At 59.2% G+C, this 15,289-nt stretch carries 13 protein-coding genes and 1 pseudogene; 8 read left to right on the forward strand and 6 right to left on the reverse strand.

Going from position 1 to position 15,289, the window contains the following annotated elements:
- Nucleotides 1–60: 60 nt before the first annotated feature.
- Both moeB and moeA read right to left on the reverse strand, forming a co-directional pair.
- Nucleotides 61–813 carry a molybdopterin-synthase adenylyltransferase MoeB gene (gene moeB / locus VPX56_RS07525; RefSeq protein ID WP_326470858.1) on the reverse strand — a complete coding sequence of 251 codons (753 nt, stop codon included), beginning with the start codon at nt 811–813 and terminating at the stop codon, nt 61–63.
- Between the two features lies 1 nt (nt 814).
- Nucleotides 815–2,047, reverse strand: a complete 1,233-nt coding sequence (moeA, locus tag VPX56_RS07530) for a molybdopterin molybdotransferase MoeA (RefSeq protein WP_326470860.1) — start codon at nt 2,045–2,047, stop codon at nt 815–817.
- Nucleotides 2,048–2,236: 189 nt separating this feature from the next.
- Between moeA and iaaA the strand changes: the two are divergent.
- From iaaA to gsiD, 5 genes and pseudogenes are all read left to right on the forward strand, one after another.
- Nucleotides 2,237–3,200, forward strand: a pseudogene (gene iaaA, locus VPX56_RS07535) (beta-aspartyl-peptidase).
- Entirely contained in the window at nt 3,187–5,052 is a 1,866-nt protein-coding gene (gene gsiA, locus VPX56_RS07540) for a glutathione ABC transporter ATP-binding protein GsiA (protein ID WP_326470864.1), read from the forward strand. The pseudogene iaaA and the gene gsiA overlap by 14 nt, the downstream one beginning before the upstream one ends.
- A 23-nt stretch (nt 5,053–5,075) precedes the next feature.
- A complete protein-coding gene (gsiB, locus tag VPX56_RS07545; protein ID WP_326470866.1) occupies nt 5,076–6,614 on the forward strand; it encodes a glutathione ABC transporter substrate-binding protein GsiB in 1,539 nt (512 codons plus the stop codon).
- Nucleotides 6,615–6,618: 4 nt separating this feature from the next.
- Nucleotides 6,619–7,539, forward strand: a complete 921-nt coding sequence (gsiC, locus tag VPX56_RS07550; RefSeq protein WP_131632933.1) for a glutathione ABC transporter permease GsiC — start codon at nt 6,619–6,621, stop codon at nt 7,537–7,539.
- 1 nt (nt 7,540) lies between these two features.
- Nucleotides 7,541–8,452 carry a glutathione ABC transporter permease GsiD gene (gsiD, locus tag VPX56_RS07555; protein ID WP_131632932.1) on the forward strand — a complete coding sequence of 304 codons (912 nt, stop codon included), beginning with the start codon at nt 7,541–7,543 and terminating at the stop codon, nt 8,450–8,452.
- 108 nt (nt 8,453–8,560) lie between these two features.
- Here gsiD and rimO read toward each other — a convergent pair whose 3' ends face one another.
- Complete coding sequence (gene rimO, locus VPX56_RS07560; RefSeq protein ID WP_326470869.1) at nt 8,561–9,886, reverse strand: 30S ribosomal protein S12 methylthiotransferase RimO; 1,326 nt, start codon at nt 9,884–9,886, stop codon at nt 8,561–8,563.
- Between the two features lie 216 nt (nt 9,887–10,102).
- Between rimO and bssR the strand changes: the two genes are divergently transcribed.
- Both bssR and VPX56_RS07570 read left to right on the forward strand, forming a co-directional pair.
- The gene (bssR, locus tag VPX56_RS07565) at nt 10,103–10,486 is read left to right on the forward strand and encodes a biofilm formation regulator BssR (RefSeq protein WP_131632930.1); all 384 of its coding nucleotides are present in this window, start codon (nt 10,103–10,105) and stop codon (nt 10,484–10,486) included.
- Nucleotides 10,487–10,592: 106 nt separating this feature from the next.
- Complete coding sequence (locus tag VPX56_RS07570; protein ID WP_326470872.1) at nt 10,593–11,711, forward strand: PQQ-dependent sugar dehydrogenase; 1,119 nt, start codon at nt 10,593–10,595, stop codon at nt 11,709–11,711.
- Here the strand turns inward: VPX56_RS07570 and VPX56_RS07575 are convergent, their stop codons facing one another.
- Nucleotides 11,712–12,338 carry a glutathione S-transferase family protein gene (locus VPX56_RS07575; protein ID WP_131632928.1) on the reverse strand — a complete coding sequence of 209 codons (627 nt, stop codon included), beginning with the start codon at nt 12,336–12,338 and terminating at the stop codon, nt 11,712–11,714.
- A gap of 242 nt (nt 12,339–12,580) precedes the next feature.
- Between VPX56_RS07575 and dacC the strand changes: the two genes are divergently transcribed.
- Nucleotides 12,581–13,786: a serine-type D-Ala-D-Ala carboxypeptidase gene (gene dacC / locus VPX56_RS07580; RefSeq protein WP_131632927.1), complete on the forward strand. Its 1,206-nt coding sequence runs from the start codon at nt 12,581–12,583 to the stop codon at nt 13,784–13,786.
- Nucleotides 13,787–13,853: 67 nt separating this feature from the next.
- Here dacC and deoR read toward each other — a convergent pair whose 3' ends face one another.
- On the reverse strand, nt 13,854–14,612 hold the full coding sequence (deoR, locus tag VPX56_RS07585) for a DNA-binding transcriptional repressor DeoR (protein ID WP_131632926.1): 759 nt from the start codon (nt 14,610–14,612) through the stop codon (nt 13,854–13,856).
- 67 nt (nt 14,613–14,679) lie between these two features.
- Nucleotides 14,680–15,288: an undecaprenyl-diphosphate phosphatase gene (gene ybjG, locus VPX56_RS07590; RefSeq protein ID WP_131632925.1), complete on the reverse strand. Its 609-nt coding sequence runs from the start codon at nt 15,286–15,288 to the stop codon at nt 14,680–14,682.
- Between the last annotated feature and the right edge of the window lies 1 nt (nt 15,289).

Here is a 15,289-nt window from a genome sequence, read left to right on the forward strand (position 1 = left end):
GATTTTCTCCCTCTCCCTGTGGGAGAGGGCCGGGGTGAGGGCATCATCCCGCAGCAGGGTTTAACCTCCGCACACTTCACACCCCGGGTTACGCATCAGCTTCATCTCGCGGAACTGGCAGGTCATCGCGTCATACATCACGATTTTCCCCGCTGCCGGGGTGCCGTAACGCGCCAGCACCTTGATTGCTTCCATCGCCTGCATCGACCCCATCACGCCGACCAACGGCGCCATCACGCCCGCCTCAACGCAGGTCAGGGCGTTCTCGCCGAACAGGCGGCTCAGGCAGCGGTAGCAGGGTTCACCTTCCGCGTACGTGAAGACGCTGATTTGCCCCTCCATGCGGATCGCCGCGCCGGAAACCAGCGGGATTTTGTGGGCAAAACAGCCCGCGTTCAGCTGGTTACGGACGGTGACGTTGTCGGTGCAGTCCAGCACCAGGTCGTGCTGCGCAATCTGCAAGAACAGCGCGTCGTCATCCAGCATTGCGTCAATCAGGGTGAACTGAACGTTGGGGTTGATGCGCGCCAGCGCCGTGCGGGCAGAGTCCACTTTCGGCTGGCCAACCGTCGCGTCGCTGTGCAGCGTCTGACGCTGCAGGTTGGACACCGATACGGTATCGAAATCCAGCAGCGTCATCCTGCCTACGCCCGCCGCCGCAAGGTACTGCGCGGCGGCGCAGCCCAGACCGCCGAGGCCAACAACCAGCACGCTTGCTGCTTTAAGCGCTTCCTGGCCCTCGAAGTCAAACCCTCGCAGCACAATCTGGCGGTTGTAGCGCATCATCTCCGGGTCGCTCAGCTCCACCGTCATCTCAGCCTCCGAACAGGTGATTAAAGCTTTCGACCTCAACCCACTCGCCTGCTTCCACATTGCCGCGCTCGCGCTCCAGCACGATAAAGCAGTTGCCCTGGCTGAAGGAGCTGAAAATGTGCGAGCCCTGATGCCCGGTGGTGCTCACTTCCAATTCGCCGTCCGCGTTGCGCGTCAGAATGCCGCGCTGGAAATCGAGGCGGCCGGGTGATTTTTTCAGGCGCGTGGCGGCGCGCACGCGCTGGCGTGCCGGCAGCGGGCTGGCGCTGTTGCCGGAAAGCTTCGCCAGCAGCGGGAGCACCAGCTGGTAGAAAGTGAGTGCCGCCGAGACCGGGTTACCCGGCAGGCCGCAGAACCAGCCGTGCGTGAGCTTGCCAAAGGCGAACGGTTTGCCCGGCTTGATGGCCAGCTTCCAGAAGGCGATTTCGCCCAGCTCTTCGAGGATGGTTTTGGTGTAATCCGCTTCGCCCACGGAGACGCCGCCGGAGCTGATGACCACGTCGGCAGCGTTATCCGCTTCGATAAACGCGGCGCGCAGTTTTTCCGGATCGTCAGGAATAATGCCGAGGTTAATCACCTCACAGCCCAGCTGCTCCAGCATCAGGTGTACCGCCAGGCGGTTGGTATCGTAAATCTGGCCCTCCTGCAGCGGCTGGCCCGGCAGCTGCAGCTCGTCGCCGGTGGAGAAAACGGCGACGCGCACCTTGCGGATCACGTCGATTTCCGCAACGCCGAGCGAGGCCAGCACCGGCAGTTCACCTACCGTCAGCTTCTGTCCGGCGGCAAAGACCGTTGCGCCAAGCGTGATATCTTCGCCCGTGCGGCGGATGTTCTGGCCCGCTTTAACGTTCGCGGTAAAACGCACGCCATCGTCGGTCTGTTCGGTCTCTTCCTGCATCACCACGGCGTCGCAGCCGGCCGGAACCGGCGCACCGGTCATGATGCGCACGCAGGTGCCCGCAGGCCACTCGCCGCCAAACGGCTGACCCGCAAAGGCTTTACCTGCTACCGGCAGGGCGTTACCCGTCTGAATATCCGCCAGGCGTACCGCGTAACCGTCCATCGCGGAATTATCAAACCCCGGCACGTTAAGCGGAGAGACGATATCGCGCGCGGCAATACGGCCAAAACAGCGCACGAGGGGCAGCGTCTCAACGTCATGCAACGGGGAAACTCGGTCAAGCATCTGCGTGAGTGCCGTCTCAAGCGGCATCAGTCCGGCGGTAAAATCCATGGTGGGCTCCTGCGGAGTAACAACGAAAGCGCTCATTATGGCAGAAAAGTGCGGCTAACTGTATGACCCGATGGGTGTACGCTTTACATCACAGTTGCGTCTTTCTATATTCAAAAATCATCTGAAGTTTCATCGACGATAATGATATTTATAGAAAAAGCCGCAAATCAGGCTGACGGGTGAGGCGAAATGGTTAATGCGGTAATCGCGATTCATGGTGGCGCCGGGGCAATCACCCGTGCACAGCTCAGCCCTGAGCAGGAGAAGCGCTACATTGACGCGCTGTCTGCCATTGTGGAAACGGGGCAGCGAATGCTGGAGGCGGGCGAGAGCGCGCTGGATGTGGTCACCGAGGCGGTGCGCCTGCTGGAAGAGTGCCCGCTGTTTAACGCGGGGATCGGTTCAGTCTATACGCGGGATGAAACCCACGAGCTGGACGCCTGCGTGATGGACGGGATTACCCTGAAAGCGGGAGCGGTAGCGGGCGTGAGCCGTCTGCGAAATCCCATCCTGGCCGCGCGTCTGGTGATGGAGGCGAGCCCGCACGTGCTGCTGGCGGGGGCGGGCGCAGAGCAATTTGCCTTCGAGCACGGGATGGACGCGGTATCGCCCGATCTGTTCTCCACCGAGGAGCGTTACCAGCAGCTGCTGAACGCCCGCACGGCAGGAAAGACGCAGCTTGACCACGCCGCGCCGCTGGATGAGCGCACCAAAATGGGCACCGTTGGCGCGGTTGCGCTCGATAAAGCAGGCAATCTTGCTGCCGCAACCTCGACCGGCGGGATGACCAACAAGCTGCCGGGGCGGGTAGGCGACAGCCCGCTGCCGGGGGCAGGATGCTATGCCAATAACGCCACGGCCGCCGTGTCCTGTACCGGAACCGGCGAAGTCTTTATTCGTGCACTTGCGGCATACGACATCACCGCGCTGATGGACTACGGCGGACTAAGCCTGAGCGAAGCCTGCGAGCGCGTGGTGATGGAAAAATTGCCCGCGCTGGGCGGCGTCGGCGGGCTTATTGCGGTGGATCGTGAGGGCAACGTGGCGTTGCCGTTCAACAGCGAAGGGATGTACCGCGCCTGGGGCTATGCGGGTGACGAGCCCAGTACGGGGATTTATCGTGAATAAGGGGGCAACGCGTGCCGCACAGTGAAGAGCTGGACAGCCGGGAAGTACTGGCGGTTCATCAGCTGAATATTGCCTTTCAGGAAGAGCGGCAGTTCATCCCTGCAGTACAGAATTTATCGTTTTCGCTTAACCGCGGCGAAACGCTGGCGATCGTGGGGGAGTCCGGTTCAGGTAAATCCGTTACCGCGCTGGCATTGATGCGCCTGCTTGAACAGACGGGCGGGCAGGTGACCAGCGAACAAATGCTGCTGCGCCGCCGTAACCGACAGGTCATCGATTTAAACGAACTGAGCGCCTCGCAGATGCAGGGCGTGCGCGGGGCGGATATCGCCATGATCTTCCAGGAGCCGATGACCTCCCTGAACCCGGTCTTTCCGGTGGGGGAACAAATTGCCGAGTCCATTCGGCTGCATCAGGGGCTGAGCGGCGATGAAGCGCTCCTTGAGGCCAAACGGATGCTTGAGCTGGTACGTATTCCGGAGGCGCAGGCCATTTTAGCGCGCTACCCGCACCAGCTTTCCGGCGGAATGCGCCAGCGGGTGATGATCGCCATGGCGCTGTCGTGCCGCCCGGCGGTGCTGATCGCCGACGAGCCGACGACGGCGCTGGACGTCACCATTCAGGCGCAGATCCTGCAGCTGATCAAAGTGCTGCAGCAGGAGATGGACATGGGGGTGATTTTTATCACCCACGATATGGGCGTGGTGGCGGATATCGCTGACCGCGTACTGGTGATGCACCAGGGGCACGCCGTGGAGACGGGCACGGTTGAGCAGATCTTTCATGCGCCTGTTCATCCTTACACCAAAGCGCTGCTGGCGGCGGTGCCGCGTCTTGGGGCGATGAACGGCAGCGATTTACCGCGCTGTTTTCCGCTCAACACCCAGGAGCTGGCAGAACAACAGGAAGTCGAACAGGATACGGTGGTGCCGGGCAAACCGATCCTTGAAGTGCGCGATCTGGTCACCCGTTTTCCCCTGCGCGGCGGAATACTGAACCGCGTGAAGCGCGAAGTGCATGCGGTTGAAAACGTCAGCTTTGACCTGTGGCCAGGCGAAACGCTGGCGCTGGTGGGGGAGTCCGGCTGCGGTAAATCCACCACCGGGCGGGCGCTGCTCAGGCTGGTGGAATCGCAGGAAGGGAGTATTACCTTCAACGGGGAGCGTATCGATACCCTGCCGGACAGCCGGCTGCAGGCGATACGCCGGGACATTCAGTTCATATTTCAGGACCCGTATGCCTCTCTCGATCCGCGCCATACGATAGGGTACTCGATCATGGAGCCGCTTCGGGTGCATAACCTGCTTGACGGCGAAGCGGCGCAGCGTCGTGTGGCCTGGCTGCTGGAGCGGGTGGGGCTGAAGCCCGAACACGCCTGGCGCTATCCGCACGAATTTTCCGGCGGTCAGCGGCAGCGTATTTGCATTGCGCGGGCGCTGGCGCTGAACCCGAAGGTGGTGATTGCGGATGAGTCCGTCTCGGCGCTGGACGTCTCTATCCGCGCGCAAATCATCAACTTAATGCTCGATTTGCAGCGGGATATGGGGATCGCGTTTCTCTTTATCTCGCACGATATGGCGGTGGTTGAGCGTATCAGCCATCGGGTGGCGGTGATGTACATGGGGCAAATCGTTGAAATTGGCCCGCGCCGCGCGGTTTTTGAAAATCCGCAGCATCCCTATACCCGCAAGCTGATGGCCGCCGTACCGGTTGCCGATCCTGCGCATCGCCACGCCCAGCGCGTGCTGCTGCAGGACGAAATGCCGAGCAATATTCGAAAAAGGGGCGAAAGCGTGGAGCGGGTTACGCTGCGCGAAGTCGGCCCCGGACATTTTGTCGCACCGCCGCGTCAGGACAATGCATTCTCGCGGTTATAACGTACAACAGGCAGGAGAACACAATGGTTAAATTTGTTGCTCGGACATGGCTGTTAGCCGCGAGCGTGACGGCAGCCCTGGCCGCATCCCCCGCGTTCGCTGCCAAAGATGTGGTGGTGGCGGTTGGCTCCAATTTCACAACGCTCGATCCGTATGACGCTAACGACACGCTGTCGCAGGCGGTGGCGAAATCGTTCTACCAAGGGCTGTTTGGCCTGGATAAAGAGATGAAGCTGAAAAACGTGCTGGCGGAGAGCTATACCGTTTCGGATGACGGGCTGGTGTATACCATCAAGCTGCGCTCCGGCGTGAAGTTCCAGGACGGCACGGATTTCAACGCGGACGCGGTGAAGGTGAACCTCGACCGCGCCAGCAACCCGGAAAACAGCCTCAAGCGCTATAACCTGTACAAAAACATCGCCAGCACCGAGGCGGTTGACCCGGTGACGGTGAAAATTACCCTGAAAGAGCCGTTCTCTGCGTTTATCAATATCCTTGCGCATCCGGCAACGGCAATGATTTCGCCAGCGGCGCTGAAGAAATACGGCAAGGAGATTGGCTTCCACCCGGTCGGCACCGGCCCTTACGAACTGCTCACCTGGAATCAGACCGATTTTGTGAAGGTGAAGAAATTCGCCGGATACTGGCAGCAGGGATTACCGAAGCTGGACACCATCACCTGGCGTCCGGTGGTGGACAACAACACCCGCGCGGCGATGCTGCAAACCGGTGAAGCGCAGTTTGCCTTCCCGATCCCGTACGAACAGGCGGCGCTGCTTGCTAAAAACAGCAAGCTGGAGCTGGTTGCCAGCCCGTCAATCATGCAGCGCTACATCAGCATGAACGTCACGCAAAAACCGTTCGATAACCCGAAGGTGCGTGAAGCCATCAATTACGCTATTAACCGCCAGGCGCTGGTGAAGGTGGCCTTTGCGGGCTATGCCACCCCGGCAACGGGCGTGCTGCCGCCGGCCATTGAATACGCGCAACGCTATGAGCCATGGCCGTACGATCCCGCTAAAGCGCGCGAGCTGCTGAAGGAAGCCGGTTTCCCGAATGGATTTAGCACCACGCTGTGGTCGTCCCATAATCACAGTACCGCCCAGAAGGTGCTGCAGTTCACCCAGCAGCAGCTGGCGCAGGTGGGGATTAAGGCGCAGGTCACCGCAATGGATGCCGGACAGCGTGCGGCGGAAGTGGAGGGCAAAGGGCAGAAAGAGAGCGGCGTGCGGATGTTCTACACCGGCTGGACGGCCTCTACCGGCGAAGCGGACTGGGCGCTTTCCCCGCTGTTTGCCTCGCAGAACTGGCCGCCAACGCTTTTCAATACCGCGTTCTACAGCAATCCGCAGGTGGACAAAGACCTGGCCGACGCGCTGAAAACGACCAAACCGGAAGAGAAAGCGCGCCTGTATAAAGAGGCGCAGGACACCATCTGGAAAGAGTCGCCGTGGGTGCCGCTGGTGGTCGAAAAGCTGGTGTCTGCCCATAACAAAGCGCTGACCGGGTTCTACATCATGCCGGACACGGGCTTTAGCTTTGAAGACGCGGATCTAAAATAAACTCATGCTGAATTATGTTTGTAAACGCCTGCTGGGGCTGATCCCGACGCTGCTGATCGTGGCGGTGCTGGTGTTTTTGTTCGTTCATATGCTGCCGGGCGATCCGGCGCGTCTGGTGGCGGGGCCGGAGGCTGATGCGACCGTTATCGACCTAGTGCGCAAGCAGCTGGGTCTCGACCAGCCGCTGTATAAGCAGTTTCTGCACTATATGGGCAACGTGCTGCAGGGCGATTTTGGCACCTCGATGGTGTCGCGTCGCCCGGTATCGGAAGAGATCGCCAGCCGCTTTATGCCCACCTTCTGGCTCACCCTCGCCAGCATGAGCTGGGCGGTGGTGTTTGGGCTGGGGGCGGGGATTGTCGCGGCTATCTGGCGCAACCGCTGGCCGGATAAGCTGGGCATGGCGCTGGCGGTGACCGGCATCTCCTTCCCGGCGTTTGCGCTGGGCATGCTGCTGATGCAGATCTTCTCCGTCGAGCTGGGCTGGCTGCCGACCGTGGGCGCCGACACCTGGAAGCACTATATTCTCCCCTCCATGACGCTGGGCGCGGCCGTTGCCGCGGTAATGGCCCGCTTTACCCGCGCTTCGTTTGTTGACGTGCTGAGCGAAGACTACATCCGCACCGCGCGGGCGAAAGGGGTGAGCGAGAAGTGGGTCATCCTCAAGCACGGTTTTCGCAACGCGATGATCCCGGTGGTGACGATGATGGGGCTGCAGTTTGGCTTCCTGCTGGGCGGCTCTATCGTGGTGGAGAAGGTCTTCAACTGGCCGGGGCTGGGGCGCCTGCTGGTCGATTCGGTCGACATGCGCGATTACCCGGTGATACAGGCAGAAGTCCTGCTCTTCTCGCTGGAGTTTATTCTTATCAACTTAGTGGTGGACGTGCTCTACGCCGCCATTAACCCGGCCATCAGGTACAAGTAAGATGCGATTGTTGAACTGGCGTCGTCAGGCGGTGTTAAGCGCTATGCCGGGGCTCAAGCCGGACCATATCCGCACGCCGTGGTCTGAATTCTGGCGGCGTTTCCGTCGCCAGCCTGTCGCCATGACGGCGGGGCTGTTTGTGCTGCTGCTGATCGTGGTGGCCATTATTGCGCCGTGGGTGGCACCGTTTGATGCCGAAAACTACTTTGATTACGATCGTCTGAACGACGGTCCGTCGATGATGCACTGGTTTGGCGTGGATTCGCTCGGACGCGATATTTTCAGCCGCGTGCTGGTGGGCGCACAGATATCCCTGGCCGCAGGGGTATTTGCGGTATTAATCGGCGCGGCGATCGGCACGGTGCTGGGGCTGGTAGCCGGGTATTACGAAGGCTGGTGGGACCGCATCATCATGCGTATCTGCGACGTGCTGTTTGCCTTCCCCGGCATCCTGCTGGCGATTGCGGTGGTGGCGATCATGGGCAGCGGGATGGCGAACGTCATCATTGCGGTTGCGGTCTTTTCGATACCTGCCTTCGCCCGTCTGGTGCGCGGCAACACGCTGGTGCTGAAGCAGCAGACCTTTATCGAATCCGCCCGCAGTATGGGGGCCAGCGATACCACGATCCTGTTCAGCCACATTCTGCCGGGTACGGTGTCGTCCATCGTGGTCTATTTCACCATGCGCATCGGCGTATCGATTATCTCGGCGGCCAGCCTGTCGTTTCTGGGGCTAGGCGCGCAGCCACCGACGCCGGAGTGGGGCGCGATGCTGAACGAGGCGAGAGCGGATATGGTGATTGCACCGCACGTGGCGATCTTCCCGAGCCTGGCGATTTTTCTGACCGTGCTGGCTTTTAACCTGCTGGGAGATGGGCTGCGCGACGCGCTGGATCCGAGGATTAAGGGGTAGGTTTATTGCCCCTCACCCTAACTCTCTCCCCGCAGGGGAGAGGGGACTGCTAGGTGCGGTTTTCCCCCTCGCCCCTTTGGGGAGAGGGTCGGGGTGAGGGGAATGTAATTAAACCCGGCTACCCCACAGGTCATACTCGTCCGCGTTTTCAACCTTCACGCGAATAATATCACCCGGCTTAACGTTGGTTTCGCCGTTCAGGTACACCGCGCCGTCGATTTCAGGGGCATCCGCCATGCTGCGGCCAATCGCGCCTTCTTCGTCCACTTCATCGATGATGACCAGAATTTCGCGGCCCACTTTTTCCTGCAGACGCTCGGCAGAGATCTGCTGCTGCAGCTGCATGAAGCGGTTCCAGCGCTCTTCTTTCACCTCTTCCGGTACCTGATCCGCCAGCTCGTTGGCGGTTGCGCCTTCTACCGGGCTGTACTTGAAGCAGCCCACGCGGTCCAGACGCGCTTCCTTCAGGAAGTCGAGCAGCATCTGGAAGTCTTCTTCGGTTTCACCCGGGAAGCCGACGATGAAGGTGGAGCGCAGGGTCAGTTCCGGGCAGATTTCGCGCCACTGCTTGATGCGCGCCAGCTGGCGGTCAACGGAGCCAGGGCGCTTCATCAGCTTGAGAATGCGCGGGCTGGCGTGCTGCAGCGGGATATCCAGGTACGGCAGAATTTTGCCTTCCGCCATCAGCGGGATCACGTCGTCAACGTGCGGGTACGGGTAGACGTAGTGCAGACGCGTCCAGATACCGAGCTTGGACAGCTGCTCGCACAGGCCCACCATGCTGGTCTTCACCGGCTCGCCGTTGTGGAAGCCGGAGCGGTGTTTGACGTCCACGCCGTAGGCTGAGGTGTCCTGAGAGATGACCAGCAGCTCCTTCACGCCCGCGTCGGCCAGACGTTTGGCTTCTGCCAGCACTTCGCCGATAGGGCGGCTCACCAGATCGCCACGCATGGACGGGATAATGCAGAAGGTGCAGCGGTGGTTGCAGCCTTCGGAAATTTTTAAGTAAGCATAGTGGCGCGGCGTCAGCTTCACGCCCTGTTCCGGCACCAGGCTCAGGAACGGGTTGTGCTTTGGTTTTGGCACGTAGTGATGAACATGTTCCAGCACCTGCTCGTAGCTGTGCGGGCCGGTGATCTCCAGCACCTTCGGATGCACTTCGCGGATCTGATCCACTTTTGCGCCCAGGCAGCCGGTCACAATAACCTTGCCGTTTTCAGTCAGGGCTTCGCCGATGGCTTCCAGAGATTCCTGAACCGCGCTGTCGATGAACCCGCAGGTGTTAACGATCACCATATCGGCGTTGTCGTAGCTTGGCACCACGTCATAGCCTTCGGTACGAAGTTCGGTCAGGATGCGTTCGGAATCCACCAGGTTTTTCGGGCAGCCGAGGGAGACGAAGCCGATTTTCGGCTGGTGCGTAACATTGCTCATAGGTTAAAAATTCATCAATTATGGAGTTATCAGGGCGGGATTTTACAGCGTATTGCGGGGGATTTATACACTCTTTGCAGGGCAGATGACGCCCTCTGAGGTTGTAACATTGTAAATGATGTTAATCAGTTATGATTTATTGATCTCAAGCAGACAATTGTACAAAAATTAACCTTATTCTGAATGTGCAACATGGCTGACAGAGGAGGAAAAAGCATGTCCGTTGACAGACTGAAACGCGATCTGCTTTACAAGCTGATCAACGCCCGACTCGACCTTGCTGCTTATCTCCAGTTGAGGAAGGCCAAAGGGTATATGTCAGTCGGCGAAAGCGAACATCTGCGTGATAACTTCTTTGAACTTTGCAATTTTATGCGTGAAAAAGCACCCGTTCTGAAAGCGGAATACGCAGAAAGCGAGCTAATCGCGCTGCGTCGTGCCGCCGAAATGCTTTCCATCGCAGGGGTATGCCTGATGAATGGGCGTCATGATTGCCCCAATTTTATTGCCGTGGACGCAGAAAAGCTTGAGAACTGCCTGACGACGCTCTCTCTTTGCATCATGTGTCTCAACAAGCACGCTCAGCTTGAAGAGCATTAGATCCGGGGGAGGTAACTCCCCCTTCTGATTAAGCTTTTGTAAAAGTAGTAACGCGACCGGGGGTTGTGGCTAACCTTTAAGCCATATGCCGAAAAAGGAGCGCGTTATGCATCGATCCTCCCTGATTTTCCTGCCCGCGTTGTTATTTCCCGCTTATCTTCTTGCCGCGCCGGGCGCGGTGAACGTAGAGGTGTTGCAGAACCGGCTCGATCATCCCTGGTCACTGGCATTTCTGCCGGATAACAAAGGGCTGCTCGTGACGCTTCGGGGCGGGCAGCTAAAACACTGGCAGGCGGGGAAAGGGCTTTCCGATCCGATCGTCGGCGTGCCCAGCGTCTGGGCAAACGGACAGGGCGGGCTGCTCGACGTGGTGCTGGCACCGGACTTCGCAAAATCTCGACGAATATGGCTCAGCTATGCCGAAGAGGGGGATGACGGCAAAGCGGGAACGGCGGTGGGCTATGGCCGCTTAAGCGACGATCTCTCGCGGATTGAAGCCTTCCGGGTGGTGTTACGCCAGACGCCGAAGCTCTCCACGGGGAACCACTTTGGCGGTCGGTTAGTGTTTGACGGTAAAGGCTACCTGTTTATCGGCCTCGGGGAGAATAACCAGCGCCCGACGGCGCAGGATTTGGACAAGCTACAGGGCAAGGTGGTGCGTCTGACCGAGGATGGAAAAGTGCCTTCGGATAACCCCTTTGTGAACACCTCCGGCGCGCGTCCTGAAATCTGGTCCTACGGCATTCGTAACCCTCAGGGGATGGCGATGAACCCCTGGAGCGACGCGCTGTGGCTTAACGAGCACGGCCCGCGCGGCGGGGATGAAATCAACATCCCAGAAAAAGGGAAGAATTACGGCTGGCCGCTGGCGACCCACGGCATTAACTACAGCGGCCTGAAGATCCCGGAAGCCAAAGGTGAGCACGTTGAAGGAACCGAAAAGCCGCTGTTTGTCTGGAAGGTTTCACCTGCCGTGAGCGGTATGGCGTTTTATAACAGCGACGTCTTCCCGCAGTGGAAAAATAAGCTGTTCGTCGGCGCGTTGAAGGAAAAGGACGTTATCGTCATGAGCGTGGACGGCAACAAGGTGACGGAGGACGGGCGCATTCTGGGCGATAACGATCGGCGCATCCGCGACGTGCGGGTCGGGCCGGATGGTTATCTCTATGTGCTGACCGACGAATCGGACGGGCAACTGTTGAAGGTTAGCCCGTCCGACGGGTGATCAGGTAACCGGGATCATCACGACCTTGCGGTACGCCGGGCGATCGCTCAGCTGCTGGAGCCAGCGCTCGAGATGAGGGCGCGGCGTCCATTTCAGCCCCATATTGGTCAGATTCCAGATGAAAGGCGCAACGGCGATATCGCCCACGCCGAAGGCGTCGCCGGAGAACCATGCGTGCTTCGCCAGCTCGTCGTCCATCATCGCAAACAGAGTTTCGCAGGCGTCCTGTGCGGCATGAATGGCGGGATAATCTCGCTCGGCTTCAGGCGTCCGGATAAGCCCCATCAGGATCACGCGGTGAGTCGGAGAGAGCGTCTGGTTCGCCCAGTCCATCCACTTTTCACCCTGCGCGCGCCGTGCCGGGCTGTCCACCCACAGGCGGTTCTGTCCGTACTGGGCGGCGAGGTAACGCACAATCGTGTTGGACTCCCACAGCGTCGCGTCAGTTTCTTCATCGCGCAGCAGCGGCACCAGGCCATTTGGGTTCATGGCCAGATAGTCGGCCTCTTTGTTCACGCCAAACTCCAGGCCTGCCATCACCTGCTTAAACGGTAAATCCAGCTCTTCCAGCGTCCAGAGCACCTTCTTCACGTTGGTTGAGTTGTTCCTGCCCCACAGCGTAATCATATTTACTCCCGATGAGATGTGAATCCGAGTCAGCGATTCGCCATGTTGAGATAAACCTAACAATTACGCAACAGGAGACAAATAAATCGCATGAATCAAAGCGTATCGGGACGTTATTGCATAAACTTTAAAAACTTTACCTGGTTTAGGTTTCTTTAAAAGTTTTAGTGCGCTATTACTCATCGCTTCTTGCGACACGGTGATGTGACGTAATTTTTTGAATGGACACTCGGGTGGCATTTATGACGCGAAAAATGACTTCTCTGCGCGGCCTGGCGGCAGGCTCTGCGCTCCTTTTCCTGTTTGCACCAACTCTCTATGCGGCCGAGCAGGCTGCGCCCGAAGCGCCGCCGGTGGATGCGCGCGCCTGGATCCTGATGGATTACGCCAGCGGGAAAGTGCTGGCAGAAGGCAACGCCGACGAGCAGCTTGACCCGGCCAGCCTGACAAAAATCATGACCAGCTACGTGGTCGGGCAGGCGTTAAAAGCGGGCAAGATTAAGCTCGATGATATGGTCACCATCGGGAAGGACGCCTGGGCGACCGGCAACCCGGCGCTGCGCGGTTCTTCCGTGATGTTTCTCAAGCCTGGCGATCAGGTTTCCGTTTCCGATCTGAATAAAGGGGTGATCATTCAGTCGGGTAACGATGCCTGTATTGCGCTGGCGGATTATGTGGCGGGTAGCCAGGATTCATTCATTGGGCTTATGAATGGCTACGCGCAGAAGCTGGGCTTAACCAACACCACCTTCAAAACGGTTCATGGCCTGGATGCGCCGGGCCAGTTCAGCACCGCGCGCGATATGGCGCTGCTGGGGAAGGCGCTGATCCACGACGTGCCGGATGAATACGCCATCCATAAAGAGAAAGAGTTTACCTTCAACAAGATCCGCCAGCCTAACCGCAACCGTCTGCTGTGGAGCAGCAACGTCAACGTGGACGGCATGAAGACCGGCACAACGGCAGGGGCGGGCTACAACCTGGTGGCTTCCGCGACCCAGGGCGACATGCGCCTGATCTCGGTCGTGCTGGGCACCAAAACGGACCGCATTCGCTTTAACGAATCAGAAAAGCTGCTGACCTGGGGCTTCCGCTTCTTTGAAACCGTGACGCCGATTAAGCCCGATGCCACGTTCATCAGCCAGCGCGTCTGGTTTGGTGACAAGAGCGAGGTGAATCTGGGGGCCGGCGAGGCGGGTTCAGTGACTATTCCGCGCGGCCAGCTGAAAAACCTGAAGGCCAGCTATACCCTGACCGATCCACAGCTGACCGCGCCGCTGAAAAAAGGCCAGGTCGTCGGGACGATTGATTTCCAGCTGAACGGCAAATCGATTGAACAGCGCCCGCTGATCGTGATGGAAGCGGTAGAAGAGGGCGGCTTCTTCAGCCGGATGTGGGATTTCGTGATGATGAAATTACACGGATGGTTTGGCAGCTGGTTTAGCTAAACCTTATGGGTTTTCTCCCTCTCCCTGTGGGAGAGGGCCGGGGTGAGGGCATCAGGCCGCACCCCTCTCAATACATCAACTTCACCTGCTGCGCCTTCGCATAGGCCACATACTCGTCATCCGGCCGGCAATCGCTCACGATGGCGTCAAACTGCGCCAGTTCACCCATTCTTGCCGAACGCACCTTGCCAAACTTGCTGCGATCGACAACCAGCACGTGGTACTGCGCCGCATTTAATGCCCAGTGCTTCACCGGCAGCTCTTCCAGGTTAAAGCAGGTTGCCCCCTGACGGACGCTCACGCCTGCCGCAGAGTAAAAGGCGATATCCGGGCATAGGTTGCTCAGCGTGTCCTGGAGATCCAGCGGCTTGAAAATGGCGTTGCTGGCGTGGAACTCTCCACCGCAGAGGATCACCCGGCACTCGGGCTTTTCCTGCAGCGCCAGGAAGGTGTTTAACGAGTAACAGACGGCGGTAAAGGGAATGCTGCTGTCGATGGCTTCGATGATCCACGGCGTAGTCGTTCCGCAGTCAAAAAACAGCGTCTGATGCGGCTGCACCAGCGAGGCCGCAAGCCGCGCGGCTTTGCGTTTTTCTTCAACCAGACGCGTCTTTTGATCGCTAATCAGGTAATGGCTGGCGCTGCGCGGCTCCAGCACGATATAGCCGCCCAGCAGCACCACGGGGGCGCTCTCGCTGTTCAGGTCACGACGAATGGTCATCTCGGAGACGCCGAGCAGAGTGGCAGCCTCTTTCAGATGCAGCTTATCACTGCGCTTCAGCGCCTGGAGCAGCTGAGCAATGCGGTCATCGCGACGTGTTTCCATAGTTCCTCGGGGTAAAAAAGTGAGCCCCCGCAGGGCGGGGGCTCAAGTGTAACCTGTCAGACCGGGGTTAGTCACGTATCCAACCCTTGCGGATCGGGAGGGCAAACAGCACGCGATAAACCCGAGATAAACCGCGATAGAGCGCCGGGCCGAAGAGGCTCCAGAGGATTGACGCGCTGACGCAGCCCATCAGCCCCACCAGGAAGCCGCCTACCATATCCAACGGCCAGTGGACGCCGAGATAGACGCGGGACCAGGCGATAGCGGCCGCCACCACCATGAGCACCGCGCCGGACCACAGGCGATGCCAGAAGAAGAATGCCAGGGCAAAGGTAAAAATCACCGTGCCGTGATCGCTCGGGAAGGAGTCATCCGGCGCATGGTGCAGGAAGGTATAGCCGACACGATCGACGAAGGGACGATCGTGCGGGAAAGCGTGTCCGAGGATGTAGCTGGCTAACACGCTAACCCCGAGAGCCATCGCCATTTTTATCACCAGATGGCGCTGCGCCGTCACCTGGTCACGGGGGCCCCACAGCCACAGGACAACGGCCAGCACGGGAACGATGCTGATCAGGTCTTTCGCCAGAAACGTGGCGAAATCAAGCATCCACTCGGGAGACGCCGGGGTGGCGTTGATCAGATAAAACAGCTCGTAGTTCAGTTGCTCTAACATA

Origin of the sequence: Enterobacter wuhouensis (assembly GCF_035835995.1) — a bacterium.
In the GTDB taxonomy this organism is placed as follows: domain Bacteria; phylum Pseudomonadota; class Gammaproteobacteria; order Enterobacterales; family Enterobacteriaceae; genus Enterobacter; species Enterobacter wuhouensis.

Coding starts and splice junctions, on each gene's coding strand:
- moeB (WP_326470858.1), bottom strand. CDS start 813: ATGACGGTGGAGCTGAGCGACCCGGAGATGATGCGCTACAACCGCCAG.
- moeA (WP_326470860.1), bottom strand. CDS start 2,047: ATGGATTTTACCGCCGGACTGATGCCGCTTGAGACGGCACTCACGCAG.
- gsiB (WP_326470866.1), top strand. CDS start 5,076: ATGGTTAAATTTGTTGCTCGGACATGGCTGTTAGCCGCGAGCGTGACG.
- gsiC (WP_131632933.1), top strand. CDS start 6,619: ATGCTGAATTATGTTTGTAAACGCCTGCTGGGGCTGATCCCGACGCTG.
- gsiD (WP_131632932.1), top strand. CDS start 7,541: ATGCGATTGTTGAACTGGCGTCGTCAGGCGGTGTTAAGCGCTATGCCG.
- rimO (WP_326470869.1), bottom strand. CDS start 9,886: ATGAGCAATGTTACGCACCAGCCGAAAATCGGCTTCGTCTCCCTCGGC.
- bssR (WP_131632930.1), top strand. CDS start 10,103: ATGTCCGTTGACAGACTGAAACGCGATCTGCTTTACAAGCTGATCAAC.
- VPX56_RS07570 (WP_326470872.1), top strand. CDS start 10,593: ATGCATCGATCCTCCCTGATTTTCCTGCCCGCGTTGTTATTTCCCGCT.
- VPX56_RS07575 (WP_131632928.1), bottom strand. CDS start 12,338: ATGATTACGCTGTGGGGCAGGAACAACTCAACCAACGTGAAGAAGGTG.
- dacC (WP_131632927.1), top strand. CDS start 12,581: ATGACGCGAAAAATGACTTCTCTGCGCGGCCTGGCGGCAGGCTCTGCG.
- deoR (WP_131632926.1), bottom strand. CDS start 14,612: ATGGAAACACGTCGCGATGACCGCATTGCTCAGCTGCTCCAGGCGCTG.
- ybjG (WP_131632925.1), bottom strand. CDS start 15,288: ATGTTAGAGCAACTGAACTACGAGCTGTTTTATCTGATCAACGCCACC.